Source organism: Brevundimonas sp. Leaf363, assembly GCF_001424025.1.
GTDB lineage: Bacteria > Pseudomonadota > Alphaproteobacteria > Caulobacterales > Caulobacteraceae > Brevundimonas.
Genome location: NZ_LMPZ01000003.1, coordinates 201,323 through 217,500, shown reverse-complemented (window position 1 = coordinate 217,500; position 16,178 = coordinate 201,323). Strand labels below are relative to the sequence as shown.

The 16,178-nt window shown below is 65.4% G+C and carries 15 protein-coding genes and 2 rRNA genes (1 of these 17 cut by a window edge); 9 read left to right on the top strand and 8 right to left on the bottom strand.

Annotation, left to right across the window (positions count from 1 at the left end; genetic code table 11):
• The 6 genes from ASG17_RS11950 to tdh form a co-directional block, all read left to right on the top strand.
• A 23S ribosomal RNA gene (locus ASG17_RS11950) occupies nucleotides 1-1,346 on the top strand; it begins 1,443 nt to the left of the window's first position.
• 75 nt (nucleotides 1,347-1,421) lie between these two features.
• Nucleotides 1,422-1,536 (top strand): 5S ribosomal RNA (rrf, locus tag ASG17_RS11945).
• Nucleotides 1,537-1,927: 391 nt separating this feature from the next.
• Nucleotides 1,928-2,308 carry a helix-turn-helix domain-containing protein gene (locus tag ASG17_RS11935; protein WP_056103980.1) on the top strand — a complete coding sequence of 127 codons (381 nt, stop codon included), beginning with the start codon at nucleotides 1,928-1,930 and terminating at the stop codon, nucleotides 2,306-2,308.
• A 43-nt stretch (nucleotides 2,309-2,351) separates the two neighbouring features.
• A complete protein-coding gene (locus ASG17_RS11930) occupies nucleotides 2,352-3,263 on the top strand; it encodes a DUF4232 domain-containing protein (RefSeq protein ID WP_056103977.1) in 912 nt (303 codons plus the stop codon).
• A 49-nt stretch (nucleotides 3,264-3,312) separates the two neighbouring features.
• Nucleotides 3,313-4,506, top strand: a complete 1,194-nt coding sequence (locus ASG17_RS11925) for a glycine C-acetyltransferase (protein ID WP_056103974.1) — start codon at nucleotides 3,313-3,315, stop codon at nucleotides 4,504-4,506.
• Between the two features lie 8 nt (nucleotides 4,507-4,514).
• Complete coding sequence (gene tdh / locus ASG17_RS11920; RefSeq protein WP_200935084.1) at nucleotides 4,515-5,558, top strand: L-threonine 3-dehydrogenase; 1,044 nt, start codon at nucleotides 4,515-4,517, stop codon at nucleotides 5,556-5,558.
• Between the two features lie 83 nt (nucleotides 5,559-5,641).
• Here the strand turns inward: tdh and ASG17_RS11915 are convergent, their stop codons facing one another.
• From ASG17_RS11915 to ASG17_RS11905, 3 genes are all read right to left on the bottom strand, one after another.
• Nucleotides 5,642-7,993: a TonB-dependent receptor gene (locus ASG17_RS11915; protein ID WP_235560438.1), complete on the bottom strand. Its 2,352-nt coding sequence runs from the start codon at nucleotides 7,991-7,993 to the stop codon at nucleotides 5,642-5,644.
• A 352-nt stretch (nucleotides 7,994-8,345) separates the two neighbouring features.
• Nucleotides 8,346-9,368 (bottom strand): DNA topoisomerase IB, encoded by a 1,023-nt coding sequence (locus ASG17_RS11910; protein WP_056103969.1) that lies wholly within the window; start codon nucleotides 9,366-9,368, stop codon nucleotides 8,346-8,348.
• Entirely contained in the window at nucleotides 9,368-9,709 is a 342-nt protein-coding gene (locus tag ASG17_RS11905) for a hypothetical protein (protein WP_056103966.1), read from the bottom strand. The genes ASG17_RS11910 and ASG17_RS11905 overlap by 1 nt, the downstream gene beginning before the upstream one ends.
• A 90-nt stretch (nucleotides 9,710-9,799) precedes the next feature.
• Here ASG17_RS11905 and rlmJ point away from each other — a divergent pair, with 90 nt between their 5' ends.
• Entirely contained in the window at nucleotides 9,800-10,606 is an 807-nt protein-coding gene (gene rlmJ / locus ASG17_RS11900; RefSeq protein WP_056103963.1) for a 23S rRNA (adenine(2030)-N(6))-methyltransferase RlmJ, read from the top strand.
• On the opposite strand, the gene ASG17_RS11895 is transcribed toward rlmJ, so the two are convergent.
• The 5 genes from ASG17_RS11895 to ASG17_RS11875 all read right to left on the bottom strand — a co-directional run bounded on the left by ASG17_RS11895 (nucleotide 10,603) and on the right by ASG17_RS11875 (nucleotide 13,630).
• A complete protein-coding gene (locus ASG17_RS11895; RefSeq protein WP_056103960.1) occupies nucleotides 10,603-11,406 on the bottom strand; it encodes an inositol monophosphatase family protein in 804 nt (267 codons plus the stop codon). The two genes, rlmJ and ASG17_RS11895, sit on opposite strands and share 4 nt — an antisense overlap.
• 99 nt (nucleotides 11,407-11,505) lie before the next feature.
• Nucleotides 11,506-12,075 carry an elongation factor P gene (efp, locus tag ASG17_RS11890; protein ID WP_056103957.1) on the bottom strand — a complete coding sequence of 190 codons (570 nt, stop codon included), beginning with the start codon at nucleotides 12,073-12,075 and terminating at the stop codon, nucleotides 11,506-11,508.
• A 115-nt stretch (nucleotides 12,076-12,190) separates the two neighbouring features.
• On the bottom strand, nucleotides 12,191-12,754 hold the full coding sequence (locus ASG17_RS11885) for a tryptophan-rich sensory protein (RefSeq protein WP_056103954.1): 564 nt from the start codon (nucleotides 12,752-12,754) through the stop codon (nucleotides 12,191-12,193).
• Nucleotides 12,755-12,808: 54 nt separating this feature from the next.
• Nucleotides 12,809-13,309 (bottom strand): bacterioferritin, encoded by a 501-nt coding sequence (bfr, locus tag ASG17_RS11880; RefSeq protein WP_056103951.1) that lies wholly within the window; start codon nucleotides 13,307-13,309, stop codon nucleotides 12,809-12,811.
• 135 nt (nucleotides 13,310-13,444) lie between these two features.
• A complete protein-coding gene (locus ASG17_RS11875; RefSeq protein ID WP_056103948.1) occupies nucleotides 13,445-13,630 on the bottom strand; it encodes a bacterioferritin-associated ferredoxin in 186 nt (61 codons plus the stop codon).
• A 117-nt stretch (nucleotides 13,631-13,747) separates the two neighbouring features.
• Here ASG17_RS11875 and thiE point away from each other — a divergent pair, with 117 nt between their 5' ends.
• Nucleotides 13,748-14,401, top strand: coding sequence for a thiamine phosphate synthase (thiE, locus tag ASG17_RS11870; RefSeq protein ID WP_056103944.1), 654 nt, complete (start codon nucleotides 13,748-13,750; stop codon nucleotides 14,399-14,401).
• A gap of 67 nt (nucleotides 14,402-14,468) precedes the next feature.
• Entirely contained in the window at nucleotides 14,469-16,139 is a 1,671-nt protein-coding gene (locus ASG17_RS11865; RefSeq protein ID WP_056103943.1) for a HAMP domain-containing sensor histidine kinase, read from the top strand.
• Nucleotides 16,140-16,178: the final 39 nt, after the last annotated feature.

Here is a 16,178-nt window from a genome sequence, read left to right as displayed (position 1 = left end):
TGGAAGTGACGGATGGCATAAGTTGTCAGGACTTATTGGATTGTTCTGGCAGTGGCGTTGTCCCTGGAAATAACTCCAGCAGAGACCGTACCCGAAACCGACACAGGTGGTCAGGTAGAGTATACCAAGGCGCTTGAGAGAACTGTGCTGAAGGAACTCGGCAAATTGCACGCGTAACTTCGGAATAAGCGTGACTCACCTAGGGCAACCTAGAATGAGTGGCACAAGCCAGGGGGTAGCGACTGTTTAGCAAAAACACAGGGCTCTGCGAAGCAGCAATGCGACGTATAGGGTCTGACGCCTGCCCGGTGCCTGAAGGTTAAAGGGAGATGTGAAAGCGTCGAACTGAAGCCCAGGTAAACGGCGGCCGTAACTATAACGGTCCTAAGGTAGCGAAATTCCTTGTCGGGTAAGTTCCGACCTGCACGAATGGCGTAACGACTTCCCCACTGTCTCCAGCACAGGCTCAGTGAAATTGAATTCCCCGTGAAGATGCGGGGTTCCCGCGGTCAGACGGAAAGACCCTATGAACCTTTACTATAGCTTCGCCTTGGCGTTAGCGACCGTATGTGTAGGATAGGTGGGAGGCTATGAAACCGGGGCGCCAGCTCTGGTGGAGCCATCCTTGAAATACCACCCTTACTGTCGTTGACGTCTAACCGAGGGCCGTTATCCGGTCCCGGGACATGGCGTGGTGGGTAGTTTGACTGGGGCGGTCGCCTCCCAAAGTGTAACGGAGGCGCGCGATGGTGAGCTCAGAGCGGTCGGAAATCGCTCGTCGAGTGCAATGGCATAAGCTCGCCTGACTGTGAGACTGACAAGTCGAGCAGAGACGAAAGTCGGCCATAGTGATCCGGTGGTCCCGCGTGGAAGGGCCATCGCTCAACGGATAAAAGGTACTCTAGGGATAACAGGCTGATTTTGCCCAAGAGTCCATATCGACGGCAAAGTTTGGCACCTCGATGTCGGCTCATCACATCCTGGGGCTGGAGCAGGTCCCAAGGGTATGGCTGTTCGCCATTTAAAGTGGTACGTGAGCTGGGTTCAGAACGTCGTGAGACAGTTTGGTCCCTATCTGCCGTGGGTGTTCGAAGCTTGAGAGGATCTGTCCCTAGTACGAGAGGACCGGGATGGACATACCTCTGGTGGACCTGTCGTGGCGCCAGCCGCGCAGCAGGGTAGCTAAGTATGGAATAGATAACCGCTGAAAGCATCTAAGCGGGAAACTAACCTCAAAACAAGGCTTCGCTGAGGATCGTGGAAGACTACCACGTTGATAGGCCAGGTGTGGAAGCGCGGCGACGCGTGAAGCTTACTGGTACTAATAATCCGATCGGCTTGATCGTTTCTCAGCAAAACTCATTCAAGGTTTTACCGCTAGACGGTGTCTTCTCATCATCATTTCCCATCCGCCCGGTTGACCTGGTGGCTATGTCGGAGGTTCCCCACCCGATCCCATCCCGAACTCGGTCGTTAAGCCCTCCAGAGCCAATGGTACTTCGTCTTAAGGCGCGGGAGAGTAGGTCGCCGCCGGGTCTACCGGTCGGATGGGTAATGATGTTTCGAACCATTCTTCCTTCACATATGAAAAGCCCCACGGTCACCGATCGTGGGGCTTTTTCGCGTCTGGATTTCCGAGCGCTTTCTCGGCCAATGCGGCAGGCGGGCGATGAGCTTGCCTGCAACCCCGGCACCAGAAACAGCCGATGATTGTATATCGAGCGGGTTCGCCTTTATGGTGGCGGCGTTAGCCAACGAGGGTGGGTCGGCGATGAGGGTGCGGTTTAAAGGGGAACTCAGATTTCGGTCCCTGAAGCGTGCGACCATCCTGCGCGTCACGGTGGCGGTCGGCGGCCTCATGAAGGTTGCCTGTGGATTGGCTGTCTTTCTGAGTCTGGTCCAACTGGTCCTCGGGTGGGGACGTTAGGTGGACGAGATTGTCGAACAGAAGTTGCGGCTAGGTCGTCGCATTCGTGATTTGAGAACCGAAGCGGGTTGGACGCCGACCCAACTGGCCCAGGCGCTCGGGATCAGCTTTCAGCAAGTCCAAAAGTACGAGCACGGCATCACACGGATCTCCGTCGTGACGATCTTACGCGTGCTGGCCGTGCTGGGCGTTCCCGCGGATGTCTTCTTCGCCGGCATGGCTGAACCGACCGGCCTGCCGTTCACACAGGCGGTTGCGGATCCAAGCTCAGAGCAGCTGCGGCGCGACTACCAGGCCATTAGGAACCCAGACGCACGGCGGGCCTTGAGGGATATGGCGCGCGTCTTGGCCGGAGGGTCTGTCGCAAAGCGGAGCCTTTAAGAATAACCGGCGTTATTCTTCTGAAGTCGAACGGGGTCTCGTCATGCGTGCCGCCATTGCCGCAATCTCAATCCTGGCGCTTGCCGCCGCCTGCACACAGCGGGCCGAGGAGGCTCAGCCGCAATCCCCACAGCCGCAGGCGCCGGCCCCCACGGCGCCGGTCGCGCCTCCCGTCGGCTACGCTTGCGAGAGCGGTCAAACGGTGACGGTCGCCTACCCGGATACCGCCACGGCGCAGATTACGTACAAGGGGCAGACCTTCGCTATGCGGTCTGTTCAGGCCGCTTCGGGCGCGCGTTACGCCGGATCGGGCCTTGAGTGGTGGACGGAGACGCGTGACGGACAGGAGGCGGCGACGCTGAGCCGGCTCGGTCCGAACGAAGACGTGGGCGTGGCGGTGCTGGAGCGCTGCAGCCGTCCCGCTGCGGGCGTGGCCAATCCGCCCGGACCGGCTCCGACCCCGACGCCCGCACCGGGCGGCGTGCTGCCAGCGGCGGCGCCGTGCCGGGGTCCGCAGCTGCGGCTGTCTGCCGACGGCGGAGACGCCGGCGCGGGCAACCGACAGCTGGTGGTTGGTGTGACGAACGTGGGCCTGCAGACGTGCAGCCTGACCGGCTATCCGACCGTGACCCTTCAGGACGCGCGTGGACGCAATCTGACGGCCATTCGAGCGGATCAGAATCCCAGCAACTATTTCACCAACAACAGCGCGCCGCAGCCGGTGACGTTGGCCCCGCAGGCCAAGGCCTTCGTGGACATAAACTGGAACGTGGTGCCGCACGAAGCGCAGGGCGAGCGCACCTGTCCGAGCGCCGCGCGGATCCGGTTTATGGCCCCTGGCGACACTTCGCCGATCAATCTGGACCAGACATTCACCCCTTGCGGCGGCCGGATCCAGGTCAGTCCCTTCCATGCACAGGGCGGTCCCTCGGTCGGCAACGGCGTCTCGGGCTGAGGCGTCCGGCGGGGTTTCGGCGCGGGGCGAAAGGTCGTAGGTCGTCGCCATGACGCAAGCCTTTCATCACCGCATCCGCGCCGAATTGGCCGACATCGACGCTCAAGGCCTGACGAAACCGGAGCGCATCATTCAAAGCCGCCAGGGGCCCCAGATCCGCGTTGGCGGGCAGGACGTGCTTAACTTCTGCGCCAACAACTATCTGGGCCTGGCGGGCGCCGAGCGTGTGGCGCAGGCGGGCATCGCAGCGCAGGCGCGTTGGGGCGCCGGTACGGCCTCGGTGCGGTTCATCTGCGGCACGCTGGAAATCCACAAGGAGCTGGAGCAGTCGATCGCCGGCTACCTAGGCTTTGAGGACGCCATCCTGTTCGCCGCCGCCTTCGACGCCAACGGCGGTCTGTTCGAGCCGCTGCTCGGCGCTGAAGACGCGATCGTCTCCGACAGTCTGAACCACGCATCGATCATCGACGGGGTGCGGCTGTGCAAGGCCAAGCGGTACCGGTTCGCCAACTCCGACATGGACGATCTGGAGACCCAGCTGAAGGCGGCGCGGGCTGACGGCGCGCGCGACATCATCATCGCCACCGACGGCGCCTTCTCGATGGACGGCTATATCGCCAGGCTGAACGATATCCGCGTCCTGGCGGACAAGTATGACGCCCTGATCATGGTCGACGACTGCCACGCGTCCGGCTTCCTGGGGCCGCAGGGCAGGGGATCGTTCGCGCACCACGGAGTGAAGATCGACTTTCTGACCGGCACATTCGGCAAGGCGCTGGGCGGAGCCATGGGCGGCTTCATCTGCGCGACGAGCGCGGTCGTGGAACTGCTGAAACAGCGGGCGCGGCCGTACCTGTTCTCCAACGCCCTGGCGCCGGCGGTGTGCGGGTCGTCGCTGGAAGCGATCCGCGTTTCGGCCAGCGCCGACGGCGACGCTTTGAGGACGCAGCTGTTCGCCAACGCCGGCCGCTTCCGTGGCGCGATGGCTCAGGCGGGCTTCGACCTGCTGCCGGGAGAGCACCCGATTATTCCGGTCATGCTGGGCGACGCAAAGCTGGCTCAGACGATGGCCGCGCGGATGCTGGAGCTTGGCGTCTATGTGATCGGCTTCAGCTTCCCGGTCGTTCCACGCGGCCAGGCGCGCATTCGCACGCAGATGTCGGCGGCGCATACCTTCGACCAGATCGACCATGCGGTCGCCGCCTTCACCATGGCGGGCCGCGAGTTAGGAGTGATCGCATGACCGAGATGATGAAAGCCCTGGCCAAGACCGGTCCCGTCGAGGGGCTGGAGCTGATCGACGCGCCGATTCCGTCGCCCGGCGACGAGGATGTTCTGATCAAGGTGCACCGCACGGCGGTATGCGGCACCGACATACACATCTGGAACTGGGACGAGTGGTCCCAGAAGAACGTCCCGACCCCGATGATCACGGGGCACGAGTTCGCCGGCGAGATCGTCGCCATCGGCAAGGACGTCGATCGCCGGCTGAAGGTCGGCCAGCGCGTTTCGGCCGAAGGGCACGTCATCGACCTGAATTCGGAAGCCGCCCGCGCCGGCCACTTCCACCTGGACCCGGCAACGCGCGGCATCGGCGTCAACCGCCAGGGCGCGTTCGCCGAATTCGTGGCGGCGCCGGCGTTCAACGTCATCGAGCTGCCGGACGACGTGCCGTACGAGATCGGGTCGATCCTCGATCCGTTCGGCAACGCGGTTCACACGGCCCAGCAGTTCGACCTTCTGGGCGAGGACGTGCTGGTGACGGGTGCGGGCCCCATCGGCGTTATGGCGGCGGCGGTGGCCCGTCAGGCGGGGGCACGGACGGTGGTATTGACCGACATCAACGACTTCCGGCTGGAGCTGGCGCAGAAGGTGGCGCCGGGCGTGCGGACGGTGAACACCACCCGCGAGGATTTGCACGACGTGATGAAAGAGCTGGGCCTCAAGGTCGGCTTCGACGTGGCGCTGGAGATGTCGGGCTCGCCCATCGCGTTCAAGCAGTGCGTCGACACCCTGATCATGGGCGGCGGCCTGGCGCTGCTGGGTATCCCGGCGCGGCCGACGGAGACCGACTGGGGCGCGATCATCCTGAAGGCCCTGACCATCAAGGGCGTCTACGGGCGCGAGATGTTCACGACCTGGCGCAAGATGCTGGGCCTGTTGAAGGCCGGTCTGGATCTGACGCCGCTGATCACCCATCGCCTGGCGTACGACCAGTACCGCGAAGGCTTCGAGGCCATGAAGTCCGGTCAGTCCGGCAAGGTCATTCTGAACTGGGAAAAGGCGGCGGCCTGAACTCAGGCCGCCGCTAGGGTCTTCCGGGGAGGGAAGTCTTGGAAAGCGGCCGGGACGCGAAGGCGTCCCGGCCGTTCTCGTATCTAGTAGCGGGCGCGCAGGGTGAGACCGACCGTGCGCGGATCGCCGGGGTTGCCGATGACCAGGCCCGAGTTGCCGGCCTGGACCGAGACGAACTGCAGATAGTCCTCGTCCAACGCGTTCTTGACCCAGACGAAGGCTTCCCAGCCGCTGTTGGCGCGGTAGCCGGCGCGCAGGCTGACCAGCGCGTAGCTGTCGATCTCGGTATACTGCGACACGGCGGCGTCGGAGTTATACTTCGAGCGATAGCTGGCGTCCGCGCCGACGAAGGCCTCGCCTGCGATGCCGAACCAGTTGGACGGGGCGTGGATTTCCGTCCCCACACCGGCGGCCCAGGGCGAGACGCCCGGCAGTTCCTTGCCCGACAGATCGCACGCCACGGTCGAGGTGCCGATCAGCTCCAGCGGGCAGGGACCGTTGGCGAAGCTGGCGTATTCGCCGTCGGTCCAGGCGACGTTGGCGTACAGGTCGATGAACTCGTTCGGACGCGCCGTGGTGTCCAGTTCGACGCCCTGGATCTCCACCTTCTCGGCATTGGCCAGATAGCCGCGCAGGGCGCCCGGACCGGTGTCGACGACGTTGGCCTGATAGTCGTCGATGTCGGTGCGATAGGCGGCCAGGTTGGTGGTCAGGCGACGGTCGAACCACTGAGACTTGATGCCCAGCTCGTAGGTGGTGACCACCTCTGGCTTGACCACGGCGTTGTTCAGCGCCGGCGTGCCGTCCGGCAGGTTCGGGATGCCGGCCATGTTGATGCCGCCAGACTTGTAGCCGCGGGCCCACGACCCGTAGACCAGGAAGGTGTCGGTGACGTCATAGGACAGGGCCACCTGACCCGACAGATCGTCGTCTTCCAGGCTGGCGGCGTAGGATTGCGGCCGCGCGATGCCGTTTCGGGCGGTCAACTGAGCGGGCGTCGGATTGGCCAGACCGCCGCTGACGGTCGTGGCGTATGCGCCTTCCTTCTCTTCGCGGGTGTAGCGAAGGCCCGGCGTCAGATGCAGGTCGTCCGTGATGTCCCAGGTGACCTGGGCAAAAGCGGCGTAGCTGTCCGTTTCGATCCGGCTGTCGTTGAAAACGGTGTAGCCGTCCAGCAGGGCGTCCAGGGTGGCGCGGCCGGTGGTCGCGAGGTTCGCCTGATAGAAGGCGGGCGACAGCCAGTAGGTGCCGTCGGCGCCGTACTCCGTGACGCCGTGCGTCTCAACCGCCTGGTGGAAGGCGTATAGGCCGCCGACCCAGGTGAAGTTGCCCGAACCACCGGCCAGCCGCAGTTCCTGGCTCCACTGGTCCTGATCGGACGGGTTGGCCGACTGGCGGGTGATGTCCAGCGCGGTGTAGTCGCGGTCGTTCTGCGGACGCCAGTCCCACGAGCGCCAGGCCGAGACCGACGTCAGCGTCGCCCAGCCGAAGTCGTAGTCGATGATGGCCGAAACGCCGCGGTGGATCTGGTCAGCCAGGATGCCGCTGTCGACGTCCGCGATGCGATCGTACGGATCGGTGTTGGGCACATAGCCACGACCTGCCGCCAGCGCCGCGAACTCCAGGTTTGCCGGCTTCAGCGTATCGCCGACGCGGACATAGACCTGGGTGCAGCATTCCGGCGTCTGGTCGCTGTAGTCCGCATAGAGGCGAACGCGCAGGTCTTCGGTCGGCTGATACAGCAACTGGCCACGCCAGCTGATGCTGTCCTGGCTGTTCTGCCGCTCGTCCTGAGTGACATTGTAGAGCATGCCGTCGCGCTGGGTGGACACGAACGAGACGCGGCCGGCCAGGGTGTCCCCGTACAGCGGGCCCGAGACCGAAGCCTTCACTTGGCGGAAGTCGTAGTCGCCGATGCTGACTTCACCCAGGGCTTCCGGCGTGAAGGACGGGGCCTGGGTCGTGATGTTCAGCGCGCCCGCGGTCGTGTTCTTGCCGAACAGGGTGCCTTGCGGACCGCGCAGGATCTCGATGCGCTCCAGATCGACGAAGTCCAGCGTCGCCGTGGCCGGCCGGCCGTAATAGACCTGGTCGATGTAGACGCCGACGCCTTGCTCAAGGCCGTCGTTGGCAAGGCCATAGCTGGCGCCGAGGCCGCGGATCGTGATGGCCGTGTTCCGCGGATTGGAGCTCAGAAGCTGTACAGTCGGCGCGACCTGGCTGATCTGGCTGACGTTGTATGCGCCCGTCCGCTCCAACAGTTCCTCGTTGATGACGGTCAGGGCGATCGGCACGTCCTGGACGCTCTCTTCGCGGCGGCGGGCGGTGACGATGATGTCACCGACACTGGCGACGCTGTTATCCAGCGGTGCGGTCTGGGCGACCTGCGCCTGGGCGAGTTCAGGCGCGGCCAAGCACAGGGCGAGAGCGCTCACGGAAGCGAGTTTCAGGGCGAGCGTCTTCGACGGGGCGATCATGTATCCCTCCATTGATCTGGCGGGCAAAAAGCGTTCAGAATTCCCAGCCGTCAACTAGGTATTTCTAACCATCATCAACAGCCACGCTGTCAGGGCCGGTCATGGCAGCCTGGTAAGGCGAGCCGAGCGCTCTGCGCCATTACGCAAGGCTTTGTAATACTTGCACTTCACGTCACCGCACGGTTCTCGAGCACCGCGCCGTAGACGATTCTCCGGCGGCGTGGACGGGCTCAGGATGGTGCTGTAGGGCCACGGACCCGGCATCAAAGGAGGCCGCTGCCCTTGAGTTTTCAGGGCAGAGCCCGGTGCGTCAGGCCTTGGCCAACACCTTGGCGACCGCCTTCTCGAAGCCTTGAGTCTCCGACCCGGGTAGAACGCCCCGGATCTCGCCGTCCTCGAACAGCTTGAAGATGGCGGGGTGGACGTAGGAAGCGCGGCAGACTGTGGGCGTGTTGCCCAACAACCCCGCCACGGCCTTCACGCACAGGTTCAGCTTGCGCTTGGCGTCTGTCGCAGAGGTCGGCTCGTCCATGTCTCGCAGCGCCCGCGCCGCCGACACCGTGCCGGCCCAGGTTCGAAAGTCCTTGGCGGAGAACTGGTCGCCCATCGCCTCGCGGATGTAGGCGTTCACGTCGTCTGAGGTGATCGGGCACAGGTCGCCGTCGGCGTTGCGGTACTTGAACAGATGCTGGCCGGGCAACTCACGCATCGACCGCATCATGCGCGCCAGGCGCTTGTCCTTCAGGCTGACCTTATGCTCCACGCCGCTCTTGCCGCGAAAGGCGAAGGTCAGCGAGGCGCCATCGACGTCCAGGTGACGCTTGTTGAGCGTCGTCAGGCCATAGCTGCGGTTCTGCTTGGCGTAGGTCGCGTTGCCGACGCGGATGAGGGTCAACTCCAGCAACTGGACCGCCGTGGCCAGCACCTTGTCCTTCACCGGCCCGTGCAGGGCCAGGTCATGCTCGACCCGCGCCCGCAGCTTGGGCAGGGCACGCGCGAAGGCCGGCATCTTGTGGAATTTGGTCTCCGACGCGTGCCGGCTCCAATCGTTGTGATAGCGGTACTGCTTGCGCCCTTTGACGTCGCGGCCCGTCGCCTGGATGTGGCCGTTGGCACGCGGGCAGATCCAGACGTCCGTCCAGGCCGGCGGGATCGCCAGCATGCGGATGCGATCGAGGACCTTGGCGTCGGTGACCTTGGCGCCCTTCGCGTCGGTGTAACCGAATCCCTTTCCTGCGCGGCGGCGGGTCAGGCCGGGGTTCTCGTCGCTGCAGTATGAGAGGCCCTGGGGAACCTCGGCGGCAGCGTCGAAGCTGTGCGATCCGTCGGCCATCACTCAGCTCCCTCGAGGCGGCCGTGCAGGCCTTCGACCCAGCGCTTGCCCGGGTCGCCGCCCCACAACAACCAGGCGATGTAGCCAGCGGACGGCTTGTCCTTGTCGCCCCAGTTCTTGCCGCGCTTATCGATCTGATGGCGGGCGAAATAGCTGTACATCGACTTGATGTCGCGCTCGCTGACCGTGTCGCGGCCGGCCAGTTGCTCGGCGCGCCTGCGGCCCACGTCCGTGCCCCCGCGGCCGTGCTCCTTGCGCAATTCCAGCCCCTTGGCGGCCTGCTCGGCGACCGCCTTCGGCGGTGTGCGCTGTGTGTCGCTGAGATCGGATCGGGCGGCCATGGGCATGTCTCTTCAAGGGCTTGCGACGAACGCGGGCCTAGGAGGGCGAGTTCCGCTTGACCCGAGGCCGCGCGCATCGGACTGGGCGGCATGAACTATCGCCACAGCTTCCACGCCGGAAACTTCGCCGATGTGGTCAAGCACGCCCTGCTGTTGTGGCTGCTGGACCAGCGTCAGCCCGCTGGACCGTTGACCGTGCTGGACACCCACGCGGGGGCCGGCCTTTACGATCTGACGGGCGACGCGGTGCGTTCACGAGAGGCGGAAGCCGGCGTCGAGCGCCTGATGGCTGCGAGCCGTCGGCCGCCGCTGATCGAGGCGCTGGCGGCCGAGGTCGCCGCGCTGAACGGCGGGGGCGAGACGCGGCTGTACCCGGGGTCGCCGTTGCTGGTCGCCCGGCGGCTGAGGCCCTCGGACCGCTATGTCGGTTTCGAACTGCGGGAAGAGGTCCAGACGCTGCTGGTCGACAGCCTCAGCGCGAATCCGAACGCCGAGGCCCGGCTGGCGGACGGTTACGAGGCTGTTGTGACGGAAGCGCGCGCGGCCCGTGGGCCGGTGGTGCTGATCGACCCTCCGTTCGAACGGCCCGACGACTACATCCGCGCGGCGGACACGGCCCGTGACCTGGCCCGTGATCCGACCGCCTGCATCGCGATCTGGACGCCGCTGAAGGACATGGAGACCTTCGACGGCTTCATTCGCCGCCTGTCGGGCCTGAACGTCGTCGCCGCCGAAGCGCGCCTGCGGCCGCTGACCAATCCGATGAAGATGAACGGTTGCGCGATGGTCTTCGTAAACCCGCCGGCCGGCGTCGAGGCGGCGTCGGAACAGGTTTGCGGCTGGGTCGCCGAGGCGCTGGGTGACGGATCTGGACGGGCCGAGGTCTGGCGGCCCTAGGCCAACAGCGCCTTGCGGACCAGGGGAGCGATATCGGTGTTGCCGGCCAGAACCTGCTTGGCGGCGTAGGGATCGCCGTCGCCGTCGATGACGCCGATGACGCCGCCGGCCTCGGTGACCATCAACAGGCCCGCCGCCACGTCCCAGGGCTTCAGGTCGCGTTCCCAGTAGGCGTCGTAGCGGCCGGCCGCGACCCAGGCCAGGTCCAGAGCGGCCGAGCCCAGGCGCCGGATGCCGGCCGTGCGCTGGCTGATGGCGTGGACGTCCTTGACCGCCTGGCCATAGCCGCCCTTGCCGATGAAGGGCAGCCCGGTGGCGATCAGGCTTTCGCTCATGTCGCGGCGGCCCGACACGCGGATACGGCTGTCGTTCAGATAGGCGCCCTTGCCCTTCTCGGTCCAGAACAGCTCGTTCTGCACCGGGTTGAAGGTGACGCCCGCGACGACCTCGGTCGCGCCGTCCGGCGCGCGCCGCTCCAGCGCCACGCTGATGGCGAAGTGGGGCAGGGCGTGCATGAAGTTGGTGGTGCCGTCGATCGGATCGACGATCCAGGTGTGCGACTTGTCGGTGCCTTCGACCATACCGCGCTCTTCACCCAGGAAGCCGTAGCCGGGGCGCGCCTTCAACAGCAGTTCGAACAGGCTCTCCTCGGCCTTGATGTCGGCGGCGGTGACGAAGTCGCCAGGGCCCTTGCGGGACACCTGCAGCTGCGAGACTTCCCCGAAATCACGCAGCATCGGTCGGGCGGTCTTTCGAACCGCGTCGATCATGACGGAAACGAGGGCGGAGGCGAGGGCCATGGCGGAATCTCCTGGTCCGCATGTCCTTCACAAGGCGGTCAGCCCGGACATGCGGAGAAGTTCGTGGATCGCCCCAAAGGGGCGGTGATGGTGGTTCGATCAGTCCGCGCGGCGGACGTACTCGCCGGTCGAGGTGTCGACGATGATGCGCTCGCCGGCCGACATGTACGGCGGGATCATGATGCGCACGCCGTTGTCGGCGATGGCCGGCTTGTAGGACGACGAGGCCGTCTGGCCCTTCACGGTCGGCTCGGTCTCCGCGACGGTGACGGTGACCTGATCGGGCAGCGACAGGCCGATCGGGCGGTCCTCGTGCATCTCGATGACGACCTTCATGCCGTCCTGCAGATAGGGGATCGAATCCTCGCCGACCCAGTCCTTCTGCAGTTCGATCTGCTCGTAGGTGGCGTCGTCCATGAAGACCAGGGCGTCGCCCTGCTCATACAGATACGAGAAGTCCTTCTGCTCCAGGGTGACGCGTTCGACCTTGTCTTCCGAGCGGAAGCGTTCGTTCAGCTTGTTGCCGGTTTCGAGGTTCTTGGCCTCGACGTTGGCGAAGGCGCCGCCCTTGCCGGGCTTGACGTGGCTGGCCTTCGTCACGACCCACAGGCCGTTGTTGTGCTGCAGGACCATGCCGGGCTTGATGGTGTTGCCGTTGATTTTGGCCATGTCGGGATCGCTGAAAAGGTGGAGGCGCAACGCCTGATCGCGCGCCGAGCATCAGCGCGCGAAATCGGCCGCGATCCCTAGAGGATAGGCCTCAAAAGGGCAAGGCTGGCGCCGCTCAGTGCAGGGTACGCTGACCGGACGTCGCCTGTTCTGTCTTGCGGTGGATGAAGTTGGCCACGCGTACGCCTGCGCCCGTTGGGGCGGCGATCTTGCCGGCCGCCTCGTCCAGCTTGCGGGCTTCGAAGGCGAAGGCGGCGGCCAGGCCGGCCGATGACATGGCGGCGGCGATCTGGCTGCGCAGCGACGACGGGCGCAGGCCCAGCCAGATGGCGTTGACGGTCTGGGCTGCGAACCACAGGCCCATGGCCAGGGACCGCTCGCGGCTGGTCGGGGCGTTCCAGACCCGGACGGCCGACAGGGTCGTGGCCGAAAACACCGCCGGCAGGATCAGGCTGAAGGCGCCGCGCGGCTTTTCGGTCACCGGCATGGCACGATCACGCACATTCTTCATCGTGCGCTTCGGCTGTATCTGGCCGGACGCCAGCGCGGTGGCCAGCAGCGCGAAGCCGACCGTCAGCGCGACGCCGGCCAAGACGTGCGTGGCGCTGCGCCCCTCGCTGTTGAGAAATTCCTGCGCGCGGTCGCCCACGTCGTCGAAGATGTCGTCGATGTCGGTCATGCCGCGCTCCCTCACCTGAGAGATCGGAATGGGCGGGCCGCGCAACGGTTCCGCTTAGTTGCCTGTCGCGCTCTTGTCCGGGGCGATCTCGGTCATGGCCGATTGCAGGTAGTTCTGCTCGCCCAGCTGTTCGATCAGCTTGAATTGCGCTTCCAGGAAATCGATGTGCTCTTCCGTATCGCCCAGGATGCGCATCAACAGGTCACGGGTGACGTAGTCGTGGGCGGCCTCGGCCTGGGTCACCGCGGCTTTGGTCGTGTCCCGGCTGCCCAGTTCCAGCTGCAGATCGGCGCCCAGGCATTCGATGGCGTTCTCGCCGATCTTCAGCTTGTGTAGGTCCTGCATGTTGGGCAGGCCGTCTAGGAAGAGGACGCGCTTGATCAGCATATCGGCGTGACGCATCTCGCCGATCGATTCCTCGTAGATGATGTTGCCGAGGTGCTTCAGGCCCCAGCTTTCGAACATCCGCGCGTGCAGGAAGTACTGATTGACCGCGGTCAGCTCGTTCGTCAGCACCGCGTTCAGGGTGCGGATGATGGCGGGATCGCCCTTCATGGTTCAGCTCCGTCGGTTCGTCGTGGTCGCGATTTGGTCTGCCGTATCACACCCTGGACGCGCTGTATGATTTGCGAGGGCTTATCACTCTACTTGAGAGTGACAGTGTGGACCGCTTCTCAAGGGCGAAATGGACTATTCGGCCGCGAGTGCGAAGCTTTCGCGCGTGTCCTGGATCATCTGGCGCATTTCACAGACGCATTTGGCGCACTGCGCCGAGCAGCCGTTGCTGGCGAAGACATCGCGCGGGCGCTGGGCGCCGGCCTGGATGGCCTGCGCCACATCGCGTTGGCGAAGGCCGTTGCAGTTGCAGACGTACACTGAGAAAAGCCCGACGACACCCGATTGATAATCATTCTCTATCGCGAGACAGCAGCGACTGCAAGTCGTTCTCAGGCGCGGCGTTGACGCGCCGGGCGGCGCCGGGCAGGGCAGGTCATGGCCCGCAATCCGACCCCGCCCGAACGCCCTGCCTGTCAGCTCTATCTGATCACGCCGCCGGTCATTCCCGATCTGGAGGTCTTCGTCGGACAGCTCGAGGCTGCGCTCGGCGCAGGCGATGTCGCCGCGCTTCAGATCCGCCTCAAGCCCGCCTCCGACGCTCAGATCCTGACGGCGGCGGCGCGCATCGTGCCCGTTGCGCAGGCCCACGGCGTGGCGGTGCTGATGAACGACCGGCCCGATCTGGCGCGCGCGGCGGGTTGCGACGGCGTGCATCTGGGGCAGGAGGACGCGTCGGTGGCTGAGGCGCGGCGGCTGCTGGGCCCGGCCGCCATGATCGGCGTCACCTGCCACGACAGCCGTCACCTGGGCATGGAGGCGGCCGAGGCGGGGGCCGACTACGTCGCCTTCGGCGCCTTCTTCCCAACCGACACAAAGGCGACCACGCACCGGCCGGAGCCGGATGTCCTGACCATCTGGCAGGAGACGATGGAGATCCCCTGCGTCGCGATTGGCGGGATCACCGCAGACACCGCCGCCGTGCTGGCGACTGCGGGCGCGGACTTCGTGGCAGTCAGCGGCGCGATCTGGAACAGCCCGAAAGGGCCGGCCGACGCCGTCAGGGAACTTCTGACGAACCTGAGCCCCTAAGGCTTCAGGAGATATTAGGACGCGTGTGGTTAAGCCGAGGACTGGACTGGGTTGGATCACATAGAGCATGAGCCGGGCGCTCGATCTCTCGAATGAGGCTGTCGGCGCCGCGCCGACCGTGAAGGTGCGGCCGGCGCAGGTCGGGCTGTTCGCCAATCCCCTCATCCCCATGCTGACGACGCTGGGCGTGACGATGCTGGTCGTCGTGGCGCTGCTCTTTGCGCGAACGACAGGCATGGTCGCGGCGCTGTGGGGCGCGAGCGGCCTCGCGGCCGTGGTGTGGCTGCGTTGCGGACAGCGCGGATTGGTCTACGAGGCACCGTTCGCGCTGCTGATCGCTACGGGCGTCATGGCGGGCGAGCTCATGGCGGGCAATCCGATCGGCCTGTCCGTCGCCTTCACGGCCGCCAACATGCTGGAAGTCATGCTGGTGGTGGCGGGGACGCGCAAGCTGGTTCCGCAACTGCGCCTGGACTCGGTCGACAACGCCGCGCGCTACCTGCTGATCGTTTCGGGCCTGGCGCCGATTCCGTCGGCTCTGCTGATGTCGGGAACCCTCGCGGGGTTGCATGGCCAGCCTTTCTTCGAGGCGTTTGCAACCTGGTGGTTCTCGCATGCCCTTGGCTTCGTGGTGCTCGGCGCCATGGGGCTGTCCGCCACGCCCCAGGCCATTCGCGCCTTTGCGCGACCGGCGCGCGCGATTGAGGCGGTCGGCATCCTCGGCGTCATCCTGGCCGTCAGCGTGACCATTTATTCCGGCGTCCGGATCCCTGTGGGGTTCGTCATGCTGCCTCTGTTGCTGCTGACCGCAGTTCGCCTGAAGGTGCTGGGCACGTCCCTGGCGCTTGGCGTCATCAGCTTGGCCGCGATCGGCTCGGCCATGCTGGGGCACGGACCCTACACGACGGGCTTCACGGGCCCGCAGCAGGCGATGATGGCGCAGTTGCTGGTCATCGTGGGCTATCTGCCGTTGCTGTTCGTGGCGGCCCTGCTGGAAGAGCGTGACGCCCTCGCCGACCGCGCGCGGGACGGCCAGTTGCGCGCCGAACAGGCGTCGGAGGCCAAGTCTCGCCTGCTGGCCAATGTCGCCCATGAGATCAAGAGCCCGGTCGGCGGCGTCATCGGCATCGGCGACCTGTGGAGGACCGGCCAGCTGGGGCCGGTCACCGCGACGCAGACCGAGATGGCTGAAATGCTGGTCAAGACGGCGCGCCAGATCGAGGCTCTGTCGTACGACTTGCTGGATGTGGCCCGGGCGGAGTCCGGGGCCATGAAGGTGGAGCTGCTGCCCACGGACATCCCCGGTCTGCTGGAAGACGTGCGCCGCGCCACCGCGCTGCGGCCCGAGGCCAAGTCGCTGTGGATGGAGGTCCAGGTCGAGGGCGAAGGTCTGGTCGCCATGGCTGACAGCCAGCGGCTGGTGCAGATCGTTTCCAACCTGGCGACCAACGCGGTCAAGTACGGCGCGTCCGGCGGCTCGGTGGTGTTCCGCGCCAAGCGTGTGCGCGACAAGGTTCGGCTGGAGGTCGTCGACCGCGGACCAGGACTGTCTCGCGAAAAGCAGGCCCAACTGTTCGAGCCGTTCAACAGGCTTGGGCTGGAGCGTTCGACGGTCGAGGGGCACGGTGTCGGCCTGGCCTTGGCCAAGCGTCTGACAGAGCTGCAGAACGGCGCCATCGGGGTGGACTCCATGCCCGGCGAGGGCGCGGTCTTCTGGGTCGAACTGCCCGCCGCCTGAGATCGCTTGCAGACGAGGCGCTCAGGCGCGAAGGTCCGT